Here is a 26,474-nt window from a genome sequence, read left to right as displayed (position 1 = left end):
AAGCGCTCGACGGCGGCACTCGGCTTTCGTGTGAAAGGCGAGTGCCGCCGTCGAGGTTCTAGCCTGTGGCTGGTTGCCTAGCGGCGAACCACCGGATTGGAGAGACGGCCGATGCCTTCGATCTCCACCTCGAAGCGGTCGCCCTCGCTGACCAGGCCCACACCGGCCGGGGTGCCGGTCATGATGACATCACCCGGCAGCAAGGTGAAGGCGTGGGAGACGATCGAGACGAGCTCGCGAACGCCGCGGATCATCTGGTTGGTGCTGCCGTCCTGGCGGAGTTCACCGTTGAGCCGCCCCTGGATGGACAGGTCTTCGTGGTCCAGTTCGGTTTCGATCCACGGGCCCAGCGGCGCGGAAGTGTCGAAGCCCTTGGCGCGAGCCCACTGGAGGTCCGTTTTCTGGACGTCGCGGGCTGTGAGGTCGTTACCGCAGGTGTAGCCGAAGATGACATCGTCCGCACGGTCCTCGGGAACGTCCTTGCAGATGCGGCCGATCACCACGCACAGCTCAGCTTCGAAGGAGACCTCCTCTGAGAACTCGGGAAGGATGATGGGATCGTTCGGGCCGATCACGGACGTGTTGGGCTTGAGGAACAGCAACGGCTGCTGGGGAACTTCGTTGCCGAGCTCAGCGGCATGCTCCGCGAAGTTCCGGCCGACGCCGATCACCTTGCTGCGGGGAATGATCGGCGCGAGCAGCCGGACATCCTCCAGCTTGTGCTTGACGTGGGTACGTTCAACGCCGTTGAAGAAGGGGTCGCCGTTGATGACAGTGATTTCCTCACTGCCAGGCTCACCTTCAACAACGCCATAAAGGGGATCAGAATCGACTACAAACCGGGCGATACGCATGGGCTCAAGCCTACCGTCCGGGTTTAGCTTCGAAGGTAATCCAACTGCGCTGCGACGGAAGTCTCGGCCGCCCACCTGACCGACGGGTCGACGTCGGGATACACGGCATCGGTGACGGCCGGGATGGAGGCATCCTGTCCCAGGTTTTCCAGCGCTGTCCTGATCTGGCCAAGCCGCTGCTCGCGGTGGTCCCGATACTCGCGGCACTTCTCGTCCAAGGCAGGGAGCACCGGACCATGGGCGGGCAGGAGAATGGCAGGTCCAAGTGCTTCCAGCCTGTCCAGGCTTGCGAGGTAGTCCCCCAAGCGGCCGTCCGGGTAGTCCAGCACAGTGGTGCCCCGGCCCAGGATGGTGTCGCCCGTAAGGACCGAGCCCGCGGGCCCGTCGCCGGGAAGATGGAAGCAGAGGGAATCGGAGGTGTGGCCAGGGGTTGCCACTACCCGGATTTCCACGCCGCCTGCGTTCAGGACTTCACCATCAGTGAGTGGCTCGCCGCCGTGGCAGTGTTCGCGGGACGAAGCCCGGACGGGGGCTCCGGTGAGTTCGTGGAACCTCTTTGATGCCTCTGTATGGTCTGCATGGCGGTGCGTGATGAGCACGACATCCACCACGCCGGTTGCTGCCAACTCCGCCAGATGCTGCTCGTCTTCCGGGCCCGGATCCACCACGGCAACGTGGCCGGAGCCCGGCGCGCTGATGACATAGGAGTTGGTGCCGTCCAGGCTCATGGGACCCGGGTTCGGCGCCAGCCTGAAGCTGGTGAGCTCGCTGCTGCGTTGCAGGGAGGGGGCGCCTTCGGTGGGTGCGTTATCAGAAGTCGACATTGATTCAGAAGTCACTGTCCCATCTTGGCACTCATCCGACGCTCTCTCACATCCCGGCCTTTTTTGCGGATCGCTCTTTCACATCCGTTGGCTTCCACAACCCGATGTGAGAGAGCGTCCGGGGAAAACTGACGGGAAGTGAGAGAGCGTCAGGAAAACCAACGGCGGCCCTTCCGCTTGATCACCAAGGGGAGGGCCGCCGTCGGGCGTTGTCGGATGGAGCCGAGGGCCTAGACCAGGCGGGTCAACCAACCATGGCGGTCTTCGATGACGCCGGTCTGGATGCCAAGCAGCTGTTCGCGGATGGCCATGGTGGTCTCCCCCGCCTTGGCGTCTGCGGAACCGATGAATTCGGTGGCGTCCTTGAGCACCCCGATCGGGGTGATCACAGCGGCGGTACCGCAGGCGAAGACCTCGGCGATCTCGCCAGAGGCCACGCCGTCGCGCCACTCGTCCAGGGTGATCTTGCGCTCGGCGACTTCACGGCCCATGTCCCTGGCCACCTGAATCACGGAAGAACGGGTGACGCCTTCCAGGATGGTACCGCTGAGTGCCGGAGTGACGAGCGAGCCGTCCTTCATGACGAAGAAGACGTTCATGCCGCCGAGTTCTTCCACGGCGTCGTCGTTGAAGTGGTCCAGGAAGAGCACCTGCTTGCAGCCGTTCGCCTCGGCTTCCTGCTGGGCGATGAGCGAGGCAGCGTAGTTTCCGCCGCACTTGGCTGCACCGGTTCCACCGCGGCCTGCACGGGCGTACTCGCGGGAGATCCAGATGGACACCGGCTTCAGCTCTCCGCCGAAGTAATTGCCGGCAGGCGAAGCGATGACGCGGAAGGAAACTTCGCGGGCAGCGCGGACGCCGAGGAACGCCTCCGTGGCGATCATGAACGGGCGCAGGTAGAGGGCTTCACCGTCTCCGGACGGAACCCATTCCTTGTCGGCCTGGACAAGTTCGCGGATGGCCCCCAGGAAGTATTCCTCAGGCAATTCCGGAAGAGCCAGACGACGTGCCGACTTGTTCAGGCGGGCCGCGTTGGCTTCGGGGCGGAACGTCCAGACAGAACCGTCTGCGTGGCGGTATGCCTTGAGGCCTTCGAAGATCTCCTGGCCATAATGCAGGACTGCTGCCGAAGGATCCAGGGAGATGGGTCCGTAGGGCTCAATACGGGCGTGCTGCCAACCGCCATTGCCGTCGACGTCAACTTTGTAGTCGACGACGGCAGTGTGGTCGGTGAAGTAGTCGCCGAAACCTGGGTTCGCCAGGATAGCAGCACGCTCCTCAGCAGTCTTCGGGGTTTCCGAAAGCTGCTGGTTGAATTCGACGCCGTGGGCAGTCTGGGTCATTGTTCCTCCACAGTCAGCTACCTGGCAGGGCGAACCGGGTCCCAAAGGGTTTGGTTCAGCGATGGACCAGGGAAGCAGGTAAATAATTCAAGACAAGCTTACGCCTGAGAATCGGGCCTAAAGTGCGGCCGCAATGGCGTCACCGATCGCAGCAGTGCTGCGCGCTTCGCCGGTGCGGCTTTCGACGTCGGCGACTACTGCCGCTTCGATCTTTCGGGCCGCCGTGGTGTAGCCAAGGTGGTCCAGGAGGAGCACTGCCGACAGGATAGCGGCGGTGGGATCGGCTTTCTGCTGTCCGGCGATGTCCGGAGCCGAGCCGTGGACGGGCTCAAACATGGACGGCGCTGTACGGTCCATGTTGATGTTGCCCGAGGCTGCCAGCCCGATGCCGCCGGTGACGGCAGCTGCGAGGTCGGTCAGGATGTCGCCGAAGAGGTTGTCGGTGACGATCACGTCGAAGCGGGAGGGGTCCGTGACCATGAAGATGGTTGCCGCGTCGATGTGCAGGTAATCGTGGGTGACCTTGGGGAATTCCAGGGCCACCGCTTCGACCGTACGCTTCCACAGGTGTCCGGCGAATACCAGGACGTTGTGCTTATGGACCAGGGTGACATGCTTGCGGGGACGCTCGCTGGCGCGGCGGAAGGCATCGCGGACAACGCGCTCCACACCGTGCGCCGTATTAAGGGAGACTTCCGTTGCAACTTCGTGTGGAGTTCCGCCGCGCAAAGTGCCGCCGTTGCCGACGTAGGGGCCTTCGGTACCTTCACGGACCACAATAAAATCGATGGTGCCGGGATTGGCCAGCGGGCTTCCAACGGTTCCATACAGCCGTGACGGACGCAGGTTCACGTAGTGGTCCAGGCTGAAGCGGAGCTTGAGCAGCATCTCGCGCTCGATGATGCCCGAAGGGATGCGAGTATCGCCGGGAGCTGCGCCCACCGCACCAAAGAGGATGGCATCCCGGGTACGAAGATCCGTCAGGACCTCGTCCGGCAGGGTCTCGCCTGTCTCAAGCCAGTGCTGGGCACCGAGCTTGTAGTGGGTCTGCTGAAGGTCCACGCCTTCAGCGGCGACAGCCTTTTCGAGGACCTTGACGGCTTCGGCGATGACCTCCGGGCCAATGCCGTCGCCGGGGATGACAGCGAGATTGATGGACGATGCACTCATACGTCTATCTAGCCAAGCAATCCACATGTTGGTCAAAATCGTCTCACTCTGCGAACACCTGCCAGTGCGACGGATCAGACCACGGCATGATGCTACGAACCACGCGAACACATAGAGTCAAGAGCGTGGATAGAAGGCACGCGATATACGAATGGTTCCGGATCAACCGCTTCAAAGTGGACATGACGGCAACCTGCCTGCTCGTCCTGTTGTTTGGTCCCGTGTATTTGATGGCAGACCGGCCCCTGCTGTTCTTCATTTCCTGCGGGCTCCTGCTCCCCCTTGCATGGCGGCGGACGCGGCCAGCCCTGGCCGCGGGGCTGGTGATCCTGGTGTGCCTCATCCAGTGGGCGCTGGCCGCCGAGCCTGTGGCCGGGCAGGTCGCCGTCCCGCTGGTCATCTATGCAACGGCGGCCTACGGTCCGTCGTGGGCCAGCCGCACTGTCCTCCTTGCCGGGTTGCTGGGTGGCATCATGCTGACCACCCGTCTCTATTCCAGCACTGCGGAGTCCGGCATCATGGGCCTGACCATTGGGGCCCTTTACACGGTCCTCATCTGGATGCTGGTGCTGGTGAGCTGGACGTTGGGCGACCTCACCCGGGTACGGCGCCTGCAACTACAGGCCCTTGAAGACCGGACTCGCCGCCTCGAAATCGAACAGCAGCAAGAGCGTCAACTGGCGGCCGCCGACGAACGATCGCACATCGCCCGGGAAATGCACGACATCGTGGCCCATTCGTTGTCCGTCATCATCACCCAGGCCGACGGCGCCAGATATGCCGCCGCAGCCAAACCCGAGTTGGCTACCGAAGCGCTGGCCACGATTGCGGCGACGGGCCGCGATTCACTCGGTGAGATGCGCAGGCTCCTGGGTGTCCTTCGCTCGGACGATGATTCCCCTACCCGTCCGCAGCCCAGGCTCTCGGATTTGGACGAACTGCTTCTCGGCTTCCGTGCCGCCACCTTGCACGTTGCCTTCGAGCAAAGCGGCGTGCCTCGCCGAAATCTTCCCGCCGGTGCCGAACTCACGGCCTATCGCATCATCCAGGAAGCACTCACCAATGTCATGAAACATGCCGGACCGAAGGCGGCAGCCAGCGTTTCCCTCGCATGGCAAGTACGTGGCCTGCAGGTGGAAATCGTCGACGACGGCCGTGGCGCCGCTGCCGATCCGCCACCCGCGGGCGGAGGGAACGGCCTCAGGGGCATGGGCGAGCGGGTCTCCCTCTACGATGGTTCCCTGACCGCTGGCCCGCAACAGGGTGGCGGTTTCCGCGTGACCGCAACCATCCCGTACACGGAGGCCTGAACCATGCCTGAACTCCCAGCACCCATCCGGGTTGCACTCGTCGACGACCAACAATTGGTCCGCTCAGGCTTCGGGATGCTCATCAATTCGCAGCCGGACCTCCACGTCGTTGCTGAGGCCGGCAACGGGATCGAGGCCGTCCAGGCTCTCAATGCCACCGCCGCGGACGTGGTGCTGATGGACGTTCGCATGCCGGGAATGGACGGGATCGAAGCCACGCGCCGCATCCTGGAGCAGGCAGCGGCACAACCCGCCGGTTCCCAGCGCGCCGAAGTGAAGATCGTTGTCCTGACTACTTTCGACCTCGACGAGTACGCGCTGGCCGCCATCCAGGCCGGGGCCAGCGGGTTCCTCCTGAAGGACGCCCCGCCCGAGGAGCTCCTCGAAGCCATTCGCACCGTGTACCGTGGCGACGCCGTCATCGCCCCGTCCACCACGCGCCGTTTGCTGGACCATGTGGCTCCGCTGCTCCGGACACACTCAACCGAGCAGAGCGAGCACGCTGCCGCCGTCCAGCGTTTGACCGCACGCGAACGGGAGGTGTTCCAGCTCATCGCGCAGGGCCAGTCCAACCCGGAGATCGCCGCCGGACTTTTCCTTTCCGAGGCCACGGTCAAGACCCATGTGGGACACATCCTGGCCAAGCTCGGGGCACGGGACCGCGTACAGATCGTGGTCATTGCCTACGAGACCGGCGTGGTGTCTCCGGGGACATAGCCGGATTCCGCGGCTTCAGTCTCAGACCACGGTATGAGCCGGCCTCCCGGACAATGGGCCCACAGCCCGATCCAGGGCGACCAGTCCAAAACATAGCGTGAAAGCATGACAACATTCACGCCCCTCCCCCACCCGTCAGGATCCGACCGCCCCGGACCATCGGACGCCGCCCGGTCACGTCCCGCCGTCGAGGCCTTCAAGCTCTCCAAGAGCTACGGCCGTGCCGATACCCGCGTGACGGCCTTGAATGAAGTGTCGGTGACTTTCGACGCCGGGAAGTTCACCGCGATCATGGGCCCCTCGGGTTCTGGCAAGTCCACGCTGATGCACTGCCTCGCGGGCCTGGATTCCGCCGATTCCGGCCGGATCGTGTTGGGCGGCACGGAATTGACCGGGCTCAACGACCGTCAACTCACGGCATTGCGCCGTGAGCGGATCGGCTTCGTGTTCCAAGCGTTCAACCTGGTGCCCACCTTGACGGCGGAGCAGAACATCACGTTACCGCTCGCCTTGGCAGGAACCACTGCCGACGCCGGATGGCTGGATACCGTCGTCAGCACCCTGGGGTTGAAGGACCGGCTGAAGCACCGCCCGCACGAGCTTTCCGGCGGTCAGCAGCAGCGCGTTGCCGTCGCCCGGGCGCTTCTGACTCGTCCCGACGTCGTGTTCGGTGACGAGCCCACCGGCAACCTGGACTCCAAAGCCGGCGGCGAAGTCCTGGCGCTTCTTCGCAGGAGCAGCCAGGAGATGGGGCAAACCATCATCATGGTCACGCATGATCCCGTCGCTGCGAGCTACGCCGATCGCGTTGTCCTCATGAGCGATGGCGGGCTGGTGGGCGAGATCCACGATCCCACTGCCGACTCCGTCCTCACCGCCCTCGGAAAACTGGGGGCATAAGGCATGCTTCGCGTTGCTTTGTCCCAACTGAAGACCCACTTCAGGCGGTTTATCGCCATCGGACTGGCGGTCATGCTGTCCGTCATGTTCCTTTCGGCAACCCTCATGGTCGGTGCCAGCACCAACGCATCCCTCGGCGCCAGCATCGGCGAGGCCTACCGCAATGCCGACCTGGTCGCCACATCAAAGAACGGCGAGCCGTTCACCCAGGCCGCGGTGGATGCTGCCGTTTCCTCCCCGGCCGTTGAAGACAGCTATGCCGAACGGTCCACCTACGTGACTTTTGAGGCCGGCGGAGGCGAACAATTCGGCCGGTTGCGCACCCTTGCGCCGGTTTCCTTGGAGGGATCCGTGCTCTCCTCCGGCTCGTTGCCCACCAAGCCATTCGAAGCAGCGATCGACGTCAAGACCGCTCAACACCTTGGACTCACGGTTGGCAGCACCGTGGAGTTGCACGGTGCTGGACCAGTCAAGACCGCCAAAGTGACGATCTCGGGCCTGACGAAGGCTACGAATGATCCCTTCTCCTCCTCTTCTGCCCAGCTGCTTGCGTCGGAGTCGGTCCTCAACGCTGTCCAGGACGCAGGCGCGGGTTACACCGGCCTGCAGTTCGCCCTCAAACCCGGCGAAGACGTGACAGCTGCGAAGGACTACATCGCCCGCAGGATGCAAGCTGCCGGCGCCGATGGTCCCGTGCTGGAAACAGCACAGGAGAAGGTCACCTCCACTGTCGCCATGCTCAGTGCAGGCCAAGACCAGCTGACCATTGTGCTGCTCGCCTTCGCGGGCGTGGCAATCCTCGTGTCCACCTTGGTGGTAGCCAACACGTTCTCAGTGCTGGTGGCACAGCGGACCCGCGAACTGGCGCTGTTGCGTTGCCTCGGTGCGGGACGCTCTCAGATCCGTGGGTCCGTGATGCTTGAAGCTCTCGTGGTTGGTTTCGTTTCCTCCATACTGGGTGTCCTGGCGGCGACCGGCCTCATGACGGGCCTGATCGCCTGGGCCAGGACCCAGCCTGAGCAGGCCTTCGCAACCTTGGCGGTACCGCCGTCGGCTATCATCGCCGGGCTGGTCGCCGGAACGTTGTTGACCGTCATCGCGGCCCTCGTCCCCGCCAAGGCGGCTACCGCCGTCGCGCCCTTGGCCGCGCTTCGGCCCGCCGACGACGCTACGGTCGGCAACCGTCGAGGCAAGGTGCGGTTGGTCCTTGGTCTGGTGGCCTTGATCGCCGGGACGTCACTGCTGATTTTCGGTAGCACCAGCGTTTCGCTGCTGGTGGCGTTGCTCGGCGGCGCCGTTTCCTTCATTGGTATCCTGCTCTGTTCAACGTTGTTCATTCCCACGGTGGTGGCCCTCGCCGGCCGTTTGGCCGCCCCTGCCGGTGTTCCCGGCAAGCTCGCCTCGGTCAACGCGACACGCAACCCCGCACGGACGTCCGCTACCGCCGCGGCCCTGCTCATCGGTGTAACGCTGGTCTCGCTGATGATGACGGGTGCGGCTACCTCGCGGCAGGCATTCAATGCCACGCTGGCCGAAAACTACCCCGTGGACCTGTCAGCCATGACCGCTGTAGGCGGCAGCGCGGACCCGGCCGAGGCCCTCTCCCGCATCAAGGCGCTCGACGACGTCAGCGATGCTGTTCTGCTGCCTGCGGTTGGGACCCTGGCCGAGGCCACGCCAGGTGGCGGCGACACCATCTATTCGCTCTCATCCGCCGATGCCGCCTCGATTCTGCGCGATAACAACCTGAAGCCAAGCCCCGGCACCGTCTACCTGCCCGAGGACTCATCCAAGGGCCCGGCAAGCATTTCGACGGCGGACGGTACTGTTTCGCTCGACGCGACGGTACTGCGCACCCGTAACGTCCCCGCGTTCGTGGAAAGTTCAAGCATCACCTCCGGGACCCTCCCTGGTACCCCTGGCATGGTCTGGGTGAAGCTGGACGATTCGGTGTCCGGAGAACGGGTTCAAGCCATCCAAAAGGAGATTGCCTCAGCCTTGGGCGTGCATGAGCGAACCGTCAGTGGTGCCGCGATTGAGCGTGTCACCTTCAACAGCATCATCGACGTCCTCCTCCTGGTGGTCACAGGGCTTCTGGGCGTTGCAGTGGTGATCGCATTGATCGGCGTGGCCAACACGTTGTCGCTCTCCGTCATGGAACGGACACGGGAGAACTCGCTGCTGCGGGCGTTGGGCCTGACCAAGGGCCAACTGCGCGGAATGCTGGCCATCGAAGCGGTCCTCGTTGCCGGTGTGGCAGCTATCCTCGGCGCCGGCATGGGCATCGTCTACGGCTGGCTGGGTGCCCAAGCCACCCTGGGCGGCGTGGCTGAGGTTGTCCCTGCCGTGCCTTGGCTGCAATTGCTGGCCGTGTTCGGTGTGGCTGTGGTGGCCGGGCTGCTGGCTTCCGTTATCCCTGCACGGCGCGCTGCACGGCTGTCGCCGGTAGAGGGGCTGGCGACCGCCTAGAGCGCGGACGCTCCCTCAGATAGCCACCCTTAAAGAGAAACGCTCTCTCACTTCCGGCCGGCGGACCGGTTGGAAGTGAGAGAGCGTTTCGCGTTTGACGGCAGTATGTGAAAGAGCGTCCTATGCCTCGGCGGGCTCTTCGTACCGGGGGAACACGGGAGCAGGAGCCGGCAGCTCCGTGCCGGCGACGATCGGCGTGCCGATCGCAGCGAATTGACGGGACTCGCCTTCGGGCTGGCCCAGCACCTCGAGCAACTTGGCGGACGACGTCGGCATGACCGGCTGGGCGAGGATCGCCACGATGCGTACAACTTCCAAGGTGACGTACAGGACCGTGTTCATACGCTCGACGTCGGTCTTCCGCAGCACCCACGGAGCCTGCTCGGCGAAGTAGGCGTTGGTGTCGCCGAGGACGGACCAAATAGCTTCCAGGGCGCGGTTGAATTCCTGCTTGTCGAAGGCGCTGCGGGCAGTGGCCAGCAATTCACCGGCTTGGGACAGCAAGGCCGTGTCCTCAGCGGTGAACTCGCCCGGAACGGGAACCTTGCCTTCGCAGTTCTTCGCGACCATGGACAACGAGCGCTGGGCCAGGTTGCCGAAGTTGTTGGCCAGGTCCGAGTTCATGCGGCCAACGATCGCTTCGTGGTTGTAGTTTCCATCGGCGCCAAAGGGAACTTCGCGGAGGAAGAAGTAGCGGCACTGGTCCAGGCCGTACTGGGCTACGAAATCCTGGGGAGCCACGACGTTGCCCAGAGACTTGGACATCTTTACGCCGTTGTTGGTAAGGAAGCCGTGGATCATGACACGCTTTGGCAGTTCCAGTCCGGCACTCATGAGGAACGCCGGCCAGTAGATGGCGTGGAACCGCGAGATGTCCTTGCCGATGACGTGGACGTCAGCCGGCCAGAACTTCTTGAAGGACTCCGATTCGAGGTCCGGGTAGCCAACGCCCGTCAGGTAGTTGGTGAGTGCGTCCACCCAGACGTACATCACGTGCTTTTCGTCACCCGGAACCGGGACACCCCAGTCGAAGGTCGTCCGGCTGATGGACAGATCCTCCAAGCCGCGGGTCACGAAGCTGATGACCTCATTGAACCGCGACTGCGGCGCGCCGAATTCGGGCTGGGCCTCGTAGAGTGCCAGGAGCTTGTCCTGGTAGTCGGACAGCCGGAAGAAGTAGCTTTCCTCGGCAGTCCAAGTGACCAAGGTGTCGGTCTCCTTGGAGTAGCGGAGCCCGTCTTCCTTGACTACGGTGTCGTCCTCGACGTAGTACGCCTCGTCACGGACGGAGTACCAACCCTCGTACTTGGAAAGGTAGATGTCGCCGTTGGCTTCCATCTTCTTCCAAATGTCCTGCGACGCGGCGTAGTGGTCTTTGTCCGTGGTGCGGATGAACCGGTCATAGGAAATGCCCAGGTCCTGGCTCATCTGCTTGAACGCTGCCGAGTTGCGGTCGGCCAGTTGCTTGGCAGTGATGCCCTCCTTCTCGGCGGACTGCTGCATCTTGAGACCGTGCTCGTCCGTGCCGGTCATGAAGAACACCTCATGACCGTCAAGGCGCTTGAAGCGCGCCATGGCATCAGTTGCGATGACCTCATAGGCGTGGCCGATATGCGGCACACCGTTGGGGTAGCTGATGGCAGTGGTGATGTAGAACGGGGATTTCTCTGCAGACGTCACTCTAAGAAGTTACCTTTTTTTGGGATGGAATAGCTTAGTTAAGTTCGGTCAGCGTATCGCTGAGCCGGACCAGCTCGTGGTCGTGGGAAGCTACGAGCACAGCGATGCCGTCGCTGGTGGTGTCTTTCAGAATCCCGATAATACGATTCGCGGCCGCACGGTCCAGGCTTGCCGTGGGCTCGTCGACCACCAACACGCGGGTACCCAGGATCAGCGCGCGGGCGATCGCAACACGCTGGCGCTCACCACCGGAGAGCTGAGCCGGGCGGTGGCGCATGCGCCGGCCAAGACCCACCAGGTCCAGAAGGTCCTTTGCCATCTCGGTGCGCTGTTCCACCTCGCCATCCGGGACGGCGGGGAGCAGGACGTTCTCCAAGGCACTCATGCCATCGATCAGCGCGCCGCCCTGATCGACGTATCCGATCAGCGCCCGACGACGGTCAGCGATCTCGTCGTCGCCCATGGACTCCAGTGAGTGGCCTTCCCAGAAGACCTTGCCCGACGTCGGGAGGGTCAGTCCGGCGCTCACGGTCAGGATACTGGTCTTTCCGGACCCGCTTCGACCGGCGATGCAGTGCATCTCGCCCGCGTGCAGCGTGAGGTTGAAGTCATCGACGACGTCGACTTCCTCGGCTCCGCCTTTGTCGCCTCCGTAGTGGATGGTGACGCGGCTGAGTTCCAACGGAGTGGCGTGGTCCGAGGCCTTCACGATGGTGTTGGCGCGGGTTTGCAGCGACTCGTCCGTGGATTCCGGGGTGGCCGCCAGCTCGGGGTTGAGGTTGTCAGTCATTTGACTACTTTCGTTGCAATCGGAATCCAGCAAATTACGGCCAGCAAACCGGCCAGTCCGGCCCAAAGAGCCGCGTAGGGAGCCAGGAGCAGCCCCAGTCCCAGGGCGCCAAGGACACCCAAGGGAAGTGCCACTGTGCCCACAAGTGCATTTTCAAAGAATCGGACCTGGCCCAGCATGTCCGGGTTCCAGCCCATGGCCCGGAGCGTGCCCAGGTACTCTCGCTTGGCGTGGAGCTCGAAACGTCCTGTGACAAGAGTCAGGAGCAAGCCAACCACCACGCCGAAGATGGCGAGGACCACGCTCGGCAAGGCGATGCTCGCCGCGGCCAGGCCACTCAGGGCACTGGCACCGGCCGCACGCGGGATGTCGATCAAGAGCGCGATCAATGCGCCCACCGCGGCACCAAACACACCGACTGCCACAGCCAGGGAGATCGAGTTGAAACGGTTGGTGGTCAGTTGCCTGTTGGCAAAGGTCAGCGGCGAATCCACGGTCACGAGGCGGTCATCGTGCTGCGGCTCCTGGTCCACCACCACGCGGTGGCGAAGCTGCTGGGCTGCCAACCAGGCGGCGCCAATATAGATGGCGAGCATGGTTACGGAGACGATGACCGTGGCGAGGTTCCAACTCAGCAGGCTGAGGACGATCCCTGCTGCCGCCAGTGCGGCAGCCCCCACGGCAAATTCTTCCAGGACCCAGGACCTGATGCGTTTTTGGGTCCAACCCATCGCCCGGAGGATGCCTGCCTCGCTCCGGCGCTGCCGGATGTAGCTCACTGTGGATGCACCCGTGAGGAGCGTGGCGCCCAGGAGCGTCAGGAAGAGCAGGGTGATATTGGTGCCGGTGAGCGAGCCGGAGACGGCGTCTGCCGCATTCTGGCGCACCCAGGACTGCTGCACGGTGCCCAGCGGAGACTCCTTGCCGGCGTCGTCCTTGCTGTAGCCGGGGACGAAGATATTGGCATCCTCGCGTGCGGAACCGGCCACAACCGTGGCTTCGAGTCCGAGCTCGCGGATTTGGGCCGCCAATTTCTCGACGTCCGGCTGTGCGGTCTTCCAGTTGCCGGTGGCAGTGGCACGAACACGGATGGCGTCAATGACGTTGGCGTTCGTGTCGTAGCCGCGGGCTGCTGCCAGGCCGTAATAGTCAGTGATGGCACCGGCGGACTGGCTGACCAGGCCTGTGGCACTCAAGGAGGGCTTCAGTTCGGTTCCATCGACGTCTTTGCCTTCGGCGTCCTTGCTCAGCGTCATCGGGGCGGGGTCGTAGCCGCCCAGGGGCAGCTTGTTGACGTCGCCGGCCGCTGACTGGACAGCGGCGGGGTCGAAGGTGCCATAGACCATGGGCATGGGAGCGGCCGGCTTTTTGCCGGTTTCCAGGTCTTCCCGGTAGGAGCGCTCGTCCACAGGCTTGCGCTGCGTCTGGTCTACGGCTGCACCGAACGATGACTTCTCCGGCAAGCGGTTGACCGTAACCCAGTCCCCCGGCGTCGCGCTCTTGTCGGACGCGCCGTTGGCGGCTTCGTCGCCGTCCTTGTACTGCGGAGCGGCCGCGAAAGCCGTGCTCCATGTAGCCGGGTTGTAGAGGCCCTGGCTGAAGGAGGCGGTGCTGCCAAGCAAGGTGCTGTGGTCCGTGGACCCCGGCCATTCAAGGGCAAAAGGAGCCTTGGACACGAACGGCAGGTAGTCCTTGTCCAAGGAGCGCGTCACCGTGCCGACCTCGTTGACAACCTTGCCGCTTGCATCAAGTTCCTCGATCTTCACCGAGTACTGAAGGTTCAGGGAGGTGCCTGTGCGGACAATCAGCGGGATCGCCTGCGAGTCGTCCGTCAACAATCCGTCACGCTTGGCCTGCTGGTACTGCGTCATCAGCGGAGCCCAGTACTTGAGCTTGACGCCCAGGAAATCGGGGCCTTCCTCCAACTGGTCCATGCTCAGTCCCGTGGTGAAGAGGCTTTCGAAATGCCGTCCAATGGCCCCCGCGTTACGGGCATCGGCCGGCGGAGCCTTCTCCAGCGGAGCGAGGAAGTCGCCTGCGGAACCCAGCAGCGCCCTTTCGGCGGCAGGGTCGACGGCGACGACGGACTCGGTCACCTCGGGCGCCAACGGCAGGGCCACGGAAAGGTTGAAAAGGTTGTGCTCCGAGCCGAGGGCAGGAGCCGGGAACTTGATACCGGTCTCGCCGTCGGCTCCGGCGATGCGCACGTTCGTGCCGCCGGCAGTCTGTTCCTGCACAAGGCGGCCCTTGCCCAAAGTGCCTTCGGCGCTGGTCTTGAAGAGCGTCTGTTCGTTGACTCCGTCGGAGCTCGTGGCGGAAGCTGTCAGCCGGTACTTCTTGGGGGTATCGGACAGCACCGATTCAGCGGCAGGCCATTTGCTCGCGTCCATGGCCGAAGGATCCCCTGCAGTCACTGCGCCGGCCAGGCCCGCGTTGTAACCGAGGTAGTCCATGGCGTTCAGGCGGGGAGCCTCAAGGTTCTGGGATACCCGCGAGACCAGGCTGATGGGCGCGGCTACCGCCGTCTGGCCCATGGTCCTGATCTTCTCCAGCTGTTCAAAGCTGATGCCGCCTTGGCCGTTGGCGATTTCCGGCTGGACCAAAGCACCGCCGTCGCCGTCCTGTGACTGGTCCGGCTTCGCCTGGACCAGGATGTCGTAGAGTCCCCGCGAGTTCTCGTCCACTGTCCGGTTCAGGGCTGCCTGCGACTGGCTCTGAACTAGGACGGACAAGCACATCGCGACGATCAAAATGGCCGCGGTCAGCAGCAGCACTCGGCTTCTGATGAACCTTTGGACGGCGTTCATTGGGCTCCCTGAGACCTTGATTGCGGGCGCGCACACATGGTCCGGAATTCCTCGAACAACACAAAGGAATCCCGGGCTGTATGTGCAAAAAGTAGTGGCCGGCCTGCTGCCGGGTCCGAATTACGGACCCAGCCATTGTAAGCAGACCGGCCACTCCTGCGTGCCAGTGGTGTGTCGCCGGCACGCGAACTTAGCTGCTGAGGATCAGTCCTAGTCCTCCAGGTCCACTTCGCGGACCATGTCTGCACCGATGCCGGCCTTGATGGCTTCAAGGACCTGCTGCGGGACTGAGCTGTCGATGGTCAGGAGCGCGAGGACCTGGCCGCCTTCAGTCTGGCGTGCCACCTGCATTCCGCCGATGTTGATGTTGTTCATGCCCAGGATGTGGCCGATGGTACCGATAACGCCCGGACGGTCGGAGTAAGCCACAACCACCAGGTGCTCGCTGATGGGGATTTCAACGTCGTAGCCGTTGACGCCAACGAGCTTCTCCACCTGCTTGGGACCCGTCAGGGTACCCGCAACTGAGATCTGGGAACCATCACTGAGCGCACCACGGATCGTCAGGACGTTGCGGTAGTCCTCTGCGTCCGGCGTAGTGATCAGGCGGGTGTTGATGCCGCGCTGTTCAGCGATCACCGGAGCGTTCACGTAGGAGACCTGCTCCGTGACCACATCGGCGAAGACACCCTTGAGGGCTGCCAGCTCCAGGACCTTGACGTCCAGGGCAGCGATTTCGCCGGCGACCTCGACGTCGATCTGGGTGAGGGACGCATGCGTCAGCGCGGTGAAGATGCGGCCGAGCTTTTCAATCAGCGGGATGCCCGGACGGACGTCGGGGGCGATGACGCCACCGGCAACGTTGACGGCATCCGGAACGAGCTCGCCTGCCAGTGCCAGGCGCACCGACTTGGCAACAGAGACGCCGGCCTTCTCCTGGGCTTCATCTGTTGAAGCGCCAAGGTGCGGGGTGACCACTACGTTGTCCAGTTCAAAGAACGGGAGGTCCGTGCTGGGCTCCTTGACGAAAACGTCGACGCCGGCCCCCGCGATCTGGCCTTCCTTCAACGCAATGTAAAGGGCTTCTTCGTCCACCAGGCCACCGCGGGCGACGTTGATGACGTATGCGGTTTCCTTCATCTTGCGGAAGGCGTCAGCGCCCAGCATGCCCACAGTCTCCGGAGTCTTGGGCATGTGGATAGTGATGAAGTCGGAGTTTTCCAGAAGTTCATCCAGCGTGACGAGCTTGACGCCCAGCTGCGCAGCACGTGCTGCCGTGATGTAGGGGTCGTAGGCGAGGATTTCGGTCTCGAAACCCTGGAGCCGCGCGGCCACCAACGCACCGATACGGCCCAGGCCGATGATGCCGATCTTCTTTTCGAAGAGTTCGATGCCGGTGTACTTGGAACGCTTCCACTCGCCGTTCTTCAGGGCGGAGCTGGCCTGCGGGATGTGGCGTGCGAGGCTCAGGATGTGGCCCACCGTGAGCTCAGCGGCAGAGACGATATTGGACGTCGGGGCGTTGACCACCATGACGCCTGCCTGCGTCGCGGACTTGATGTCCACGTTGTCCAGCCCCACACCGGCGCGGGCGATGACCTTGAGGTTCTTGGCCGCAGCGATGGCTTCGGCATCCACCTGCGTGGCTGAACGCACCAGGATGGCATCGACGTCGGCAATGGCGGACAGCAGCTGGGAACGGTCGGCGCCGTCGGTCTGGCGGATTTCAAAGTCCGGGCCCAATGCCTCGACTGTGGCGGGCGAAAGTTCCTCAGCGAGGAGGACGACGGGTTTGCTGGCTGACACGGGGTGGCACCTTACTTTGGACAGAACTGGGGACAAGGAGCGGATGCGTGGCCCGGGCACGGCGCCGGGACCAGCCCAGAATATCGAACCCGGGCAGGGTTTCCGGTGCCGACGGAGGATGTTACGGCCGGACCGGAGCCGTTGTGAAGAAATTCACAGCGCATCTTCCTGGCGAACTGAGTGGATTGACAGCAGCATGCTGCCGCCAAACGCCGACGCCCGCCCGGCGGTAATCGCCGGACGGGCGTCGGTTTCAGGCATCCAGGCCGCTATTGGCCCACACGCCTGGAAGCGGATCAGCGGGCTGCCGAACCTTCTACGTAGTCCTGGTCCTGCTGCTGCCAGGAGAAGAGGGAGCGCAGTTCGCGGCCAACCCCCTCGATGGGGTGCTGCTCTGCCTTGGCGCGCAGTTCCTTGAACTCGGTGCCGCCGTTGTCCTGGTCGTCGATGAAGCGCTTTGCGAAAGCACCGCTCTGGATGTCGGCGAGGACAGCCTTCATGTTTTCCTTCACCTCGGGGGTGATGACGCGCGGGCCGGAGACGTAGTCGCCGTACTCTGCGGTGTCGGAAACGCTCCAGCGCTGCTTGGCGATGCCGCCTTCCCACATGAGGTCAACAATGAGCTTGAGCTCGTGGAGGACCTCGAAGTAGGCGATCTGCGGCTGGTAGCCGGCTTCAGTCAGGGTTTCGAAGCCGTACTGGACGAGCTGGGAAACGCCGCCGCAGAGGACGGACTGCTCGCCGAAGAGGTCGGTTTCGGTCTCTTCGGTGAAGGTGGTCTTGATGACGCCGGCGCGGGTTCCACCGATGGCCTTGGCGTACGACTTGGCCAGGTCCCAAGCGGAACCGGAAGCGTCCTGCTCAACAGCGATGATGTCCGGGATACCACGGCCGGCTTCGAATTCGCGGCGCACGGTGTGGCCGGGAGCCTTCGGAGCGATCAGGATGACGTCGACGCCTGCAGGAGCTTCGATGTAGCCAAAGCGGATGTTGAAGCCGTGGGCGAAGGCGAGAGCCTTGCCTTCGGTCAGCTTGTCCTTGATGGAGTCGTTGTAGATCGCGCGCTGGTGCTGGTCCGGCGCCAGGATCATGATGACGTCGGCCCATTCGGCGGCGTCTGCAACGTTCTTGACCGTGAAGCCGGCGTCCTCGGCCTTGGCGGTCGACTTGGAGCCTTCCTTGAGCGCAATAACAACCTCGACGCCGGAATCGCGCAGGTTAAGCGCGTGGGCGTGGCCCTGGGAACCGTAGCCAACGATGGCTACCTTGCGGCCCTGGATGATCGACAGGTCTGCGTCGTCGTCGTAGAACATTTCAGTCACTTGCGTAACTCCTCTTGAGTGGTTTTTCGTAGATATTGATGTGGTGCTGCGGTACTGGACGCATCGCCCTGCAAGCTGGGCCAACGAAACCGTTGGCTGCGCTTGCTTGCTTTCACGCGGAGCGAAGCGCCCTGTCACTCATGGAGCGGGATCCCCGTCCAACGGCCAAAGTGCCGGACTGCACGATTTCACGGATGCCGAACGGCTCGAGCACTGAGAGCAGTGCAGCGAGCTTCTCGGGGGTACCGGTTGCCTCAAGCACCAACGAGTCTGTAGACACGTCGACCACTGCGGCACGGAACAGGTCTGCAGCCTGGGTAACCTGCAGACGTGTCGCGGCATCCGCACGTACCTTGACCAGGATGTGGTCTCGCTGTACGGAAAATTCGGAAGTCAGCTCCACAATCTTGATCACGTTGACCAATTTGTTGAGCTGCTTGGTGACCTGCTCGATGAGGTCGCCGTCGGCATCGACGACGACCGTCATGCGGGACATGCCGGGAACCTCGGTGGGGCCCACAGCAAGTGAATTGATGTTGAACGCGCGCCGGGCGAAGAGACTGGCCACGCGGGTCAGCACGCCGGGCTTGTCTTCTACCAGAACGGACAGTGTGTGGCGGCTCATGATTAGTCCTCCTCTTCCCATTCCGGGGTCATGTTGCGGGCAACCTGGATCTGGTCATTGCTGACGCCTGAGGGCACCATTGGCCACACCATGGAGTTGGGGCTGACGACGAAGTCGATGACCACCGGGCGGTCATTGATCTCGAGCGCCTTCTGGATGGTGGCGTCGATGTCCTCGTCGCGCTCACAACGCAGTGCTGCACAGCCATAGGCGTCGGCCAGCTTGACGAAGTCCGGAATCCGGACGGTGTCGTGGCCTGTGTTCAGATCCGTGTTCGAGTAGCGGCCCTCGTAGAACAGGGTTTGCCATTGGCGCACCATGCCCAGCGAGGAGTTGTTGATGATGGCGACCTTGATCGGGATGTTGTTGATGGCGCAGGTGGCCAATTCCTGATTGGTCATCTGGAAGCAGCCGTCACCGTCAATGGCCCACACCACGCGGTCCGGTTCTCCGACCTTGGCACCCATGGCCGCCGGAACCGAGTATCCCATGGTTCCTGCACCGCCTGAGTTCAGCCAAGCGTGGGGGCGCTCATACTTGATGAACTGGGCGGCCCACATCTGGTGCTGGCCCACCCCTGCAACGTAGATACCTTCCGGACCGGTGAGTTCCCCGATGCGCTTGATGACGCGCTGCGGGGCCGTCAGGCCGTCTTCGGGTTCGGTCCATCCCAAGGGGTAGGTGTCGCGCAGGTTACCCAGGAAGGCCCACCAGGAATCCAGATCCGGTGTTCCGCTCAGTTCGAACTGCGTCTTCACCGCTTCCGTGAGTTCCGGGATGATTTCCTTGACCGAGCCAACGATCGGAACATCGGCAGTACGGTTCTTGGAAATTTCCGCGGGATCGATATCCGCGTGGATGACCTTGGCAAAAGGCGCAAAGGTCTTCAGCACACCCGTAACGCGGTCATCGAACCGGGCACCGAGCGTAATGAGCAGATCTGCCTGCTGGAGCGCGGTGACGGCGGATACGGCACCGTGCATGCCCGGCATGCCCACGTGCTGGGGGTGTGAGTCCGGGAAGGAGCCACGTGCCATCAGCGTGGTAACCACCGGAGCGCCGGTGGCCAATGCCAGTTCCATCAGTTCAGCGGAGGCGTGTGCCTTGACGACGCCGCCACCGACGTAGAGGACCGGCTTGCTGGAGGCAGCGATCAGCTTGGCCGCTTCACGGACCTGCTTGTTGTGGCCGCGGACCACCGGACGGTAGCCCGGCAGGTCAACCTTCGGAGGCCATGAGAAAGTCATCTGGCCCACTTGCGCGTCCTTGGCGATGTCCACCAGGACGGGACCCGGACGGCCTGTGGAAGCCAGGTGGAATGCTTCAGCCATGACGTGCGGAATGTCGTTGGGGTCGGTCACCAGGAACGAGTGCTTCGTGATGGGCATCGTGATTCCCACGATGTCCGCTTCCTGGAAGGCGTCGGTCCCGATGACTCCACTGGAGACCTGGCCGGTGATGGCCACCATCGGCACGGAGTCCATGTGGGCGTCCATGATGGCGGTAACGAGGTTGGTGGCACCGGGGCCCGAGGTGGCGATGCAAACGCCGACCCGACCGGTGACCATGGCGTAGCCTTGCGCGGCGTGGCCGGCTCCCTGTTCGTGACGGACCAGGATGTGATTCATCGAGGAGGCCATCAAGGGGTCGTAGGTGGGCAGGATCGCGCCACCGGGCAAACCAAAAATATCGTCGACGCCGAGTTCTTCGAGCGAACGGACAATTGCTTGCGAGCCGGACATCAACGTCGGGGGTACAACGTTGTTCGGCCCAAGTACAGGAGAGAGAGGTGCAGCAGCGTCGACGACGACTTCAGCCGTTCGGTCGACCTTTTCCGGAGCTTTGGGGGCTCCAGCGGACTTTGCAGCCATCAGCGAGGGGCTGATCGGCGATCCTTTGCTCATCGGACTCTTCCTTAGTGGATCTTCAGTTGATGGGTACTGCTTCTTGGTACTGCTTCCCTGCTTCACTGCGCCGTGGCCGCTGCGCCGTCTTTGTGGACGGAATCAACTGCGGGGAATAAAAAAACCCCTCAGCCTTCCGGCTCTTCGAGGGGTTTGCGCGTGACAGTTCGTTACCAGTCGGGCTAAGCCACGCGCTTGGTAAGGACGACGACGCCGACGGTAACGAATGTAATCATGCGTTCAGTGTTCCCTCTAAGTGAGATACGTGTCAATTGAGCCTTAGCGTATCTCACTATTTGGACAGTGATGTCCGCCTGCCGGACTCCGGCCGTCTCGCGAAAGCCGGAGTCCAGGCAGGAATCAGCCGCAATAAGCGCCGGTGGAGGCGCTGTGCACCAGCTTGGCGTACTTCGCGAGGACGCCCTTGGTGAACTTGGCGGGCAGCGGCTCCCAGCCCGCCTTGCGGGCTTCGAGCTCTGCCTCGTCAACCAGGAGGTCGAACGAACGGGCCGCGATGTCGACACGGATGCGGTCACCGTCCTGGACGAAGGCGATGGGGCCGCCGTCGACCGCTTCCGGCGCAACGTGACCGATGCACAGGCCCGTGGTGCCGCCCGAGAAGCGTCCGTCCGTCAGGAGCAGGACATCCTTGCCGAGGCCGGCACCCTTGATAGCTCCCGTGATGGCCAGCATTTCGCGCATGCCGGGTCCGCCCTTGGGGCCTTCGTAGCGGATGACCACCACATCGCCCTTGTGGATCTCGCCGTTATCCAGGGCGGTCAGGGCGCCCTGCTCGCGTTCAAAGACACGGGCGGTGCCCTCGAAGACGTCGGCATCGAAGCCGGCGCTCTTCACGACGGCGCCTTCCGGAGCCATGGAGCCGTGGAGGATGGTGATGCCACCGGTCTTGTGGATGGGGTTGTCCAAGGCGCGGAGGATCTTGCCGTCGAGGTCCGGCGGGTTGATCGCGGCAAGGTTTTCAGCGAGCGTCTTGCCAGTGACGGTGAGGCAATCACCGTGCAGCAGTCCGGCGTCGAGCAGTGCCTTCATGATGACTGGCACGCCGCCGATCTTGTCGACGTCCGTCATGACGTAGCGGCCGAACGGCTTGAGGTCACCGAGGTGCGGAATTTTATCGCCGATGCGGTTGAAGTCGTCCAGCGTCAGTTCCACCTCGGCTTCGCGGGCAATCGCCAGGAGGTGAAGCACCGCGTTGGTGGAGCCGCCAAAGGCCATAGTGACGGCGATGGCATTCTCGAACGCCTTCTTGGTCATGATGTCGCGGGCGGTAATGCCCAGGCGCAGCAGGTTGACCACTGCTTCGCCGGACTTCCGGGCAAAGTCATCACGACGGCGGTCTGCCGAAGGCGGCGCGGCCGAGCCCGGGAGGGACATGCCGAGGGCCTCGCCGATGCAGGCCATGGTGTTGGCCGTGTACATGCCACCACAGGCACCCTCACCGGGACAGATTGCCTTTTCAATGCGGGTGAGGTCTTCCATGCTCATCTTGCCGGCGGCGCAGGCGCCCACCGCCTCGAAGGCATCAATGAGGGTGACTTCCTTCTCCGAGCCGTCCTCCAGCTTCACCCAGCCCGGCATGATGGAACCCGCATAAAGGAACACGCTTGCGAGGTCCAGGCGCGCAGCGGCCATGAGCATGCCCGGAAGGGACTTGTCACAGCCGGCCAACAGCACCGAACCATCGATGCGCTCGGCCTGCATGACTGTTTCTACGGAGTCGGCGATGACTTCGCGGGAAACCAGTGAGAAGTGCATGCCTTCGTGGCCCATGGAGATTCCGTCGGAAACGGAAATGGTCCCGAACTGCATCGGGAACCCGCCACCGGCGTGAACACCTTCCTTGGCGCCCTGGGCCAGGCGGTTGAGGGAAAGGTTGCAGGGCGTAATTTCGTTCCAGGAGCTCGCAACACCGATTTGGGGTTTGGCGAAGTCGTCATCCCCCATCCCGACCGCACGGAACATGCCACGCGCGGGCGCCGCGTGAATGCCGTCCGTAACTACCCGGCTGCGGGGTTTGATGTCCGGCTTGTTGTCTGTTGCACTGCGGGTGGTGTCACTCATGACCCAAAGTCTATGTCTACGCGGAACCGGGCGTGGCCGATCATTGACGGGTTAAGCACCGAAGGCCGAATATTTCTCCGGAGCAATTCCATCCTCACGCATTCAGGCGCGACTCGTGCAGTTCCTTGGCAATGGCCTCGGCCTCGCTCTTGAGCATTTCCAGGACATTGGCAATGGTGGCCCGAGCAGCAACCTCCTGCCGGCACAACGCAACGATGCTCCTGCTCGCTTTCACCTCAGTCAGGGGCCGAAGAACCAACCCGCGGCGGGCGGTGGCCAGGGCTGTATAACGAGGCAGGAGACAGATTCCATGGCCCGCAGCCACCAGCGCCTCCAGGACCCTTAGATCCGGATACCGCTGGCCCCTTAATGCCTGCTTTCCGGCGCGCAGCTCGATCTGGCGGAGGACGGTGTCGAAGGGGAAACCCTCAGGGACCCCGATCCACGGATAACCTACGACGTCCTCGGGGCTCAGCCGCGACTTGGCTGCCAACGGATGCCCCGCCGGCATGGCAACGTCAAGTGCTTCCTCGAGCAACGGGACCACGGTGAGTCCCTGCCGAGCAAATACTTCCGGCCCATCCACGCTGTGTGCGAGCACTATGTCATAGTCGGCCGCCAACGGAGCAAAGAATGCCGTTCCCGGGTCCTCGAAGTGGGCATCGAAGCTCAGCCCGTCCACTGACGCGACCCGATGCAGCAGCCCCGGCAGCAACATTTCTGCCGCGCTGGGAAAGAAGGCGGCAGAAACCTGCGTCTGCCAGCCCCTCCTGTAGGTGTCAATGGTGGACTCCGCCCTGGCCATCGCGGTGGCAATATCAGCCGCAGCGGCAGCCAAAGCCTGTCCTGCTTCCGTTAACTGGACGCCCCTGCCGACCTTTTCCACAAGGACAACACCAATTTCCTCCTGCAGCGTCTTCAGCTGTTGGGAGACTGCCGATGCTGTGACATTCATGGCATCAGCAGTGGCGCCCACAGATTGCCGGTCGGCCAATTCGCGCAGAATCCGCAGCCTTTTGAAGTCCATGAAGCCAGACTAGGGGACGTGGTGGAATTCCTTTCCGTCAGGCAATATGAGCGCCGGGCTTTTACTAAGCACACTGAATAAATCGGCGTGCGGCCGGTCAAACGCTGGACAGCCCAATAGCAGGCACGTAACGTCGGGAACACCACGAGCTGCACCCCTGTGAGCGAAAGGGCATCCACTATGGACTGGTTGATTTGGGTCATTGTCATTGTGTTGGTCGTTGCGATTGTTTGGTGGCTTATGACACGCAACAAGGCACAAAACGCCACCCCGACTCCAGCAGGGGATGCCCGCGCGGCCATGTCCCCCGGGCAGCCAGGCACTGCTCCGCCGGCAGGCATGCAACCGGGCACCACGCCATCCATTCCGGACACCGCCACGGCCGCAGCGGGCGTCGCCGGACTGGCCGGCGTAGCAAACATGGGTGGGCCGGCCACCGAAGAGAGCCAGCCAACCGCTGAAGAACCGGCCGTGGAGGAGGAGCCTCCCACCGCCGTCGACGACTCATCGCCTGGCGAATCGCCTGAACTCGCTTTCGTCTCGACAGCAGGCCTGACTGTCGAAGAACCGGTCATCGCCACCCCGGTGGTGGATGAGCCAGTGGTGGACGAACCCATCGTGGACACCGATGCGGAACTGCACCCGGCCGCCGCGGGCGACGTTGACGATTGGGATACGGCGTCTTCATCCGATGGTGCGGATGCCTTCGCGGAACCAGCCGCCGCTGAGGCAGAGCCTGAACCGGTCTCCGGAGTGACAGCCGACGACGTCACGCGAGCTGACGACGCGGCGGTCAGCGACGCGGCCGACAAGGCCGAATGGGAGTCCTCCTGGACAGACGCCGGCGGCGCCCCGATCCACCACCATGAATACACCGATGCCCACTCCCCCACACTCCCCGGCGCCGAGACCGGCGCTGCTGAGGATTCGGGCGGCTCGGGACATCTCGCAGCGGAGCATCCCTACGGTGCCGGCTCCACCAGCACCGCCGCGGAAGGCTATCCCGTCAAGGCCAGCGCCACGGAGATGACCTATCACGACGAAGACACCCCCGGCTACGGCGAGGCGGTAGCCGATGTGTGGTTCGAGTCGGCCGCCCACGCCGAAGCCGCGGGCTTCCGCGCACCCCGGCGCAGCAGGCATTGAACTAAACGGCGGCAGGCACGGACGTGGGCAAGCATTCAGGACCACGACGACGAATCGTCGCACCAGCGATGCCTGCCGCGGCCTGTGCACTGTTCCTGGCCCTGACCGGGTGTACCGGCAGCCCATCCTCTCCGGGGACCGCTGCCACGCCGGGCGGCCCGAACACTTCCGGCCAGTCGCAGGCGCCGGCCCCGGGCGGCCAGGGGACTCCGCGGAGCCCGGAGGTCCTGCAGAAGCTCGACGTCGGATTGCAGCTTCCGTGGTCCATCGTCTTCCTGCCTAACGGCACAGCGGTGGTTTCCGAGCGTGACTCCGCAACAATCAAGAGCATCCGTGACGGCCAGGCAACCACGATCGGCGAGGTTTCCGGCGTCGTCCCTGGCGGCGAAGGCGGGCTGCTGGGACTTGCTCTGTCTCCCGCATTCGAAACCGACCATTGGCTGTATGCCTACTTCACCTCGGCGGCAGACAACCGGATAGCGCGGATGCGCCTGGACGAGCTCGCCGGAGGAGGGCTTGCCCTTGGCGACCCGGAGGTCATCTTCTCGGGAATCTCAAAGGCTTCAACCCACAACGGGGGCCGGATCCGCTTCGGCCCCGACGGCTTCCTTTACGTGGGCACCGGCGATTCGCAGCGCCGGGAGCAGCCGCAGGATACAAACGCACTCGGCGGCAAGATCCTTCGTTTGACTCCGGAAGGCCGTCCCGCACCCGGGAATCCGTTTGGAGACAATCCCGTGTACAGCTATGGGCACCGAAACGTTCAAGGGCTGGCGTGGGACGGCGAAGGCCGGCTCTGGGCCAGCGAGTTCGGTCCGGACGTGGACGACGAACTGAATCTGATCACGCCAGGCGGCAACTACGGGTGGCCCACCGTGACCGGGGCGCCCGGAAGGAGCGGCCTCATTGATGCCAAGGTCGTTTGGCCCTCCACTGCCGATGCATCACCGAGCGGGCTGGAAATTGCCGGCGGGGTGGCCTATACAGGCGCCCTTCGCGGCCAGCGGCTCTGGACGGTTCCGCTCAATGGCGACTCGGCAGGCACACCAGTGGCCTACTTCACAGGGCAATATGGGCGGCTGAGGGACGTGGCACGCGCTCCGGACGGCACTCTTTGGGTTGTCAGCAACAACAAAAACCCTGATTTCGCGCTGATTTTGCGCCCTGGATCCTGAACCTGCCACCCGCGAGCAGCCCGATTTCACAGTTCGCGGGAAGTCGTGTAGAGTTACATGTCGTTGCGGAGATCGCCGGGGAAAGAAAAGCCTCCGGGTTGATCGAAATCAACAGCTGCACCTCTAGCTCAATTGGCAGAGCAATTGACTCTTAATCAATGGGTTCCGGGTTCAAGTCCCGGGGGGTGCACCAGGGAAAAAGGCCTTGGAGTGAATTTCACTCCAAGGCCTTTTGCGTTCCCCTTTTCTTTTACCGTTTTCATGGGATGCGTCACTTAGCGCCATCGATGGTCGAAAACGGGCCGAAAGTGGTGTAGAGTTATTTGTCGTTGCGGAGGTCAACGAGGAATGCGAATTCTTTGAACCGGCCATTGCAATAGTTGCACCTCTAGCTCAATTGGCAGAGCAATTGACTCTTAATCAATGGGTTCCGGGTTCAAGTCCCGGGGGGTGCACCAAAAAGAAAGACCCCGGATCGTCTCAACGATCCGGGGTCTTTCTGCATAACCGGCCGAGGCTTCCG

19 protein-coding genes and 2 tRNA genes are annotated in these 26,474 nt (G+C 63.2%); 8 read left to right on the top strand and 13 right to left on the bottom strand.

Going from position 1 to position 26,474, the window contains the following annotated elements; all coding sequences use genetic code 11:
• Window positions 1–77 precede the first annotated feature (77 nt).
• The 4 genes from ACFRJ9_RS17780 to ACFRJ9_RS17765 form a co-directional block, all read right to left on the bottom strand.
• Window positions 78–854, bottom strand: a complete 777-nt coding sequence (locus ACFRJ9_RS17780; RefSeq protein ID WP_011775161.1) for a fumarylacetoacetate hydrolase family protein — start codon at window positions 852–854, stop codon at window positions 78–80.
• 23 nt (window positions 855–877) lie between these two features.
• A complete protein-coding gene (locus ACFRJ9_RS17775) occupies window positions 878–1,678 on the bottom strand; it encodes an MBL fold metallo-hydrolase (protein ID WP_377670609.1) in 801 nt (266 codons plus the stop codon).
• A 230-nt stretch (window positions 1,679–1,908) separates the two neighbouring features.
• Window positions 1,909–3,021, bottom strand: a complete 1,113-nt coding sequence (locus ACFRJ9_RS17770; RefSeq protein ID WP_377670607.1) for a branched-chain amino acid aminotransferase — start codon at window positions 3,019–3,021, stop codon at window positions 1,909–1,911.
• Between the two features lie 117 nt (window positions 3,022–3,138).
• Window positions 3,139–4,191 carry a 3-isopropylmalate dehydrogenase gene (locus ACFRJ9_RS17765; protein ID WP_377670605.1) on the bottom strand — a complete coding sequence of 351 codons (1,053 nt, stop codon included), beginning with the start codon at window positions 4,189–4,191 and terminating at the stop codon, window positions 3,139–3,141.
• Window positions 4,192–4,373: 182 nt separating this feature from the next.
• Between ACFRJ9_RS17765 and ACFRJ9_RS17760 the strand changes: the two genes are divergently transcribed.
• The 4 genes from ACFRJ9_RS17760 to ACFRJ9_RS17745 all read left to right on the top strand — a co-directional run bounded on the left by ACFRJ9_RS17760 (window position 4,374) and on the right by ACFRJ9_RS17745 (window position 9,587).
• Window positions 4,374–5,501 (top strand): sensor histidine kinase, encoded by a 1,128-nt coding sequence (locus tag ACFRJ9_RS17760; protein WP_377670706.1) that lies wholly within the window; start codon window positions 4,374–4,376, stop codon window positions 5,499–5,501.
• A gap of 3 nt (window positions 5,502–5,504) precedes the next feature.
• Window positions 5,505–6,218 carry a response regulator gene (locus ACFRJ9_RS17755; protein WP_377670602.1) on the top strand — a complete coding sequence of 238 codons (714 nt, stop codon included), beginning with the start codon at window positions 5,505–5,507 and terminating at the stop codon, window positions 6,216–6,218.
• A 105-nt stretch (window positions 6,219–6,323) separates the two neighbouring features.
• Window positions 6,324–7,118 carry an ABC transporter ATP-binding protein gene (locus ACFRJ9_RS17750; RefSeq protein ID WP_377670600.1) on the top strand — a complete coding sequence of 265 codons (795 nt, stop codon included), beginning with the start codon at window positions 6,324–6,326 and terminating at the stop codon, window positions 7,116–7,118.
• A 3-nt stretch (window positions 7,119–7,121) separates the two neighbouring features.
• Window positions 7,122–9,587, top strand: coding sequence for an ABC transporter permease (locus ACFRJ9_RS17745; RefSeq protein WP_377670598.1), 2,466 nt, complete (start codon window positions 7,122–7,124; stop codon window positions 9,585–9,587).
• A 120-nt stretch (window positions 9,588–9,707) separates the two neighbouring features.
• On the opposite strand, the gene metG is transcribed toward ACFRJ9_RS17745, so the two are convergent.
• The 9 genes from metG to ACFRJ9_RS17700 all read right to left on the bottom strand — a co-directional run bounded on the left by metG (window position 9,708) and on the right by ACFRJ9_RS17700 (window position 23,630).
• Window positions 9,708–11,267, bottom strand: coding sequence for a methionine--tRNA ligase (gene metG, locus ACFRJ9_RS17740; protein WP_377670596.1), 1,560 nt, complete (start codon window positions 11,265–11,267; stop codon window positions 9,708–9,710).
• 34 nt (window positions 11,268–11,301) lie between these two features.
• A complete protein-coding gene (locus tag ACFRJ9_RS17735) occupies window positions 11,302–12,057 on the bottom strand; it encodes an ABC transporter ATP-binding protein (protein ID WP_377670594.1) in 756 nt (251 codons plus the stop codon).
• The gene (locus ACFRJ9_RS17730; RefSeq protein ID WP_377670591.1) at window positions 12,054–14,864 is read right to left on the bottom strand and encodes an FtsX-like permease family protein; all 2,811 of its coding nucleotides are present in this window, start codon (window positions 14,862–14,864) and stop codon (window positions 12,054–12,056) included. Before ACFRJ9_RS17730 ends, ACFRJ9_RS17735 begins: the two co-directional genes overlap by 4 nt.
• Window positions 14,865–15,074: 210 nt before the next feature.
• Window positions 15,075–16,670, bottom strand: a complete 1,596-nt coding sequence (serA, locus tag ACFRJ9_RS17725; RefSeq protein ID WP_377670588.1) for a phosphoglycerate dehydrogenase — start codon at window positions 16,668–16,670, stop codon at window positions 15,075–15,077.
• Window positions 16,671–16,966: 296 nt separating this feature from the next.
• Window positions 16,967–17,992, bottom strand: coding sequence for a ketol-acid reductoisomerase (gene ilvC / locus ACFRJ9_RS17720; RefSeq protein ID WP_377670585.1), 1,026 nt, complete (start codon window positions 17,990–17,992; stop codon window positions 16,967–16,969).
• A 112-nt stretch (window positions 17,993–18,104) separates the two neighbouring features.
• Window positions 18,105–18,617: an acetolactate synthase small subunit gene (gene ilvN, locus ACFRJ9_RS17715; RefSeq protein ID WP_377670582.1), complete on the bottom strand. Its 513-nt coding sequence runs from the start codon at window positions 18,615–18,617 to the stop codon at window positions 18,105–18,107.
• Between the two features lie 2 nt (window positions 18,618–18,619).
• A complete protein-coding gene (locus ACFRJ9_RS17710) occupies window positions 18,620–20,521 on the bottom strand; it encodes an acetolactate synthase large subunit (RefSeq protein WP_377670579.1) in 1,902 nt (633 codons plus the stop codon).
• Between the two features lie 360 nt (window positions 20,522–20,881).
• A complete protein-coding gene (ilvD, locus tag ACFRJ9_RS17705; protein ID WP_377670577.1) occupies window positions 20,882–22,603 on the bottom strand; it encodes a dihydroxy-acid dehydratase in 1,722 nt (573 codons plus the stop codon).
• Between the two features lie 94 nt (window positions 22,604–22,697).
• On the bottom strand, window positions 22,698–23,630 hold the full coding sequence (locus tag ACFRJ9_RS17700) for a LysR family transcriptional regulator (protein WP_377670575.1): 933 nt from the start codon (window positions 23,628–23,630) through the stop codon (window positions 22,698–22,700).
• A 180-nt stretch (window positions 23,631–23,810) separates the two neighbouring features.
• Here ACFRJ9_RS17700 and ACFRJ9_RS17695 point away from each other — a divergent pair, with 180 nt between their 5' ends.
• From ACFRJ9_RS17695 to ACFRJ9_RS17680, 4 genes are all read left to right on the top strand, one after another.
• Complete coding sequence (locus ACFRJ9_RS17695; protein WP_377670573.1) at window positions 23,811–24,776, top strand: hypothetical protein; 966 nt, start codon at window positions 23,811–23,813, stop codon at window positions 24,774–24,776.
• Between the two features lie 23 nt (window positions 24,777–24,799).
• The gene (locus ACFRJ9_RS17690) at window positions 24,800–25,951 is read left to right on the top strand and encodes a PQQ-dependent sugar dehydrogenase (RefSeq protein ID WP_377670571.1); all 1,152 of its coding nucleotides are present in this window, start codon (window positions 24,800–24,802) and stop codon (window positions 25,949–25,951) included.
• A 117-nt stretch (window positions 25,952–26,068) separates the two neighbouring features.
• A tRNA-Lys gene (locus tag ACFRJ9_RS17685) sits at window positions 26,069–26,144 on the top strand.
• Window positions 26,145–26,333: 189 nt separating this feature from the next.
• Window positions 26,334–26,409, top strand: a tRNA-Lys gene (locus ACFRJ9_RS17680).
• Window positions 26,410–26,474 lie beyond the last annotated feature (65 nt).

The organism is Paenarthrobacter sp. NPDC056912, from assembly GCF_042786555.1.
Taxonomy (GTDB): Bacteria; Actinomycetota; Actinomycetes; order Actinomycetales; family Micrococcaceae; genus Arthrobacter.
This window is presented reverse-complemented; position numbering and strand designations above follow the sequence as displayed.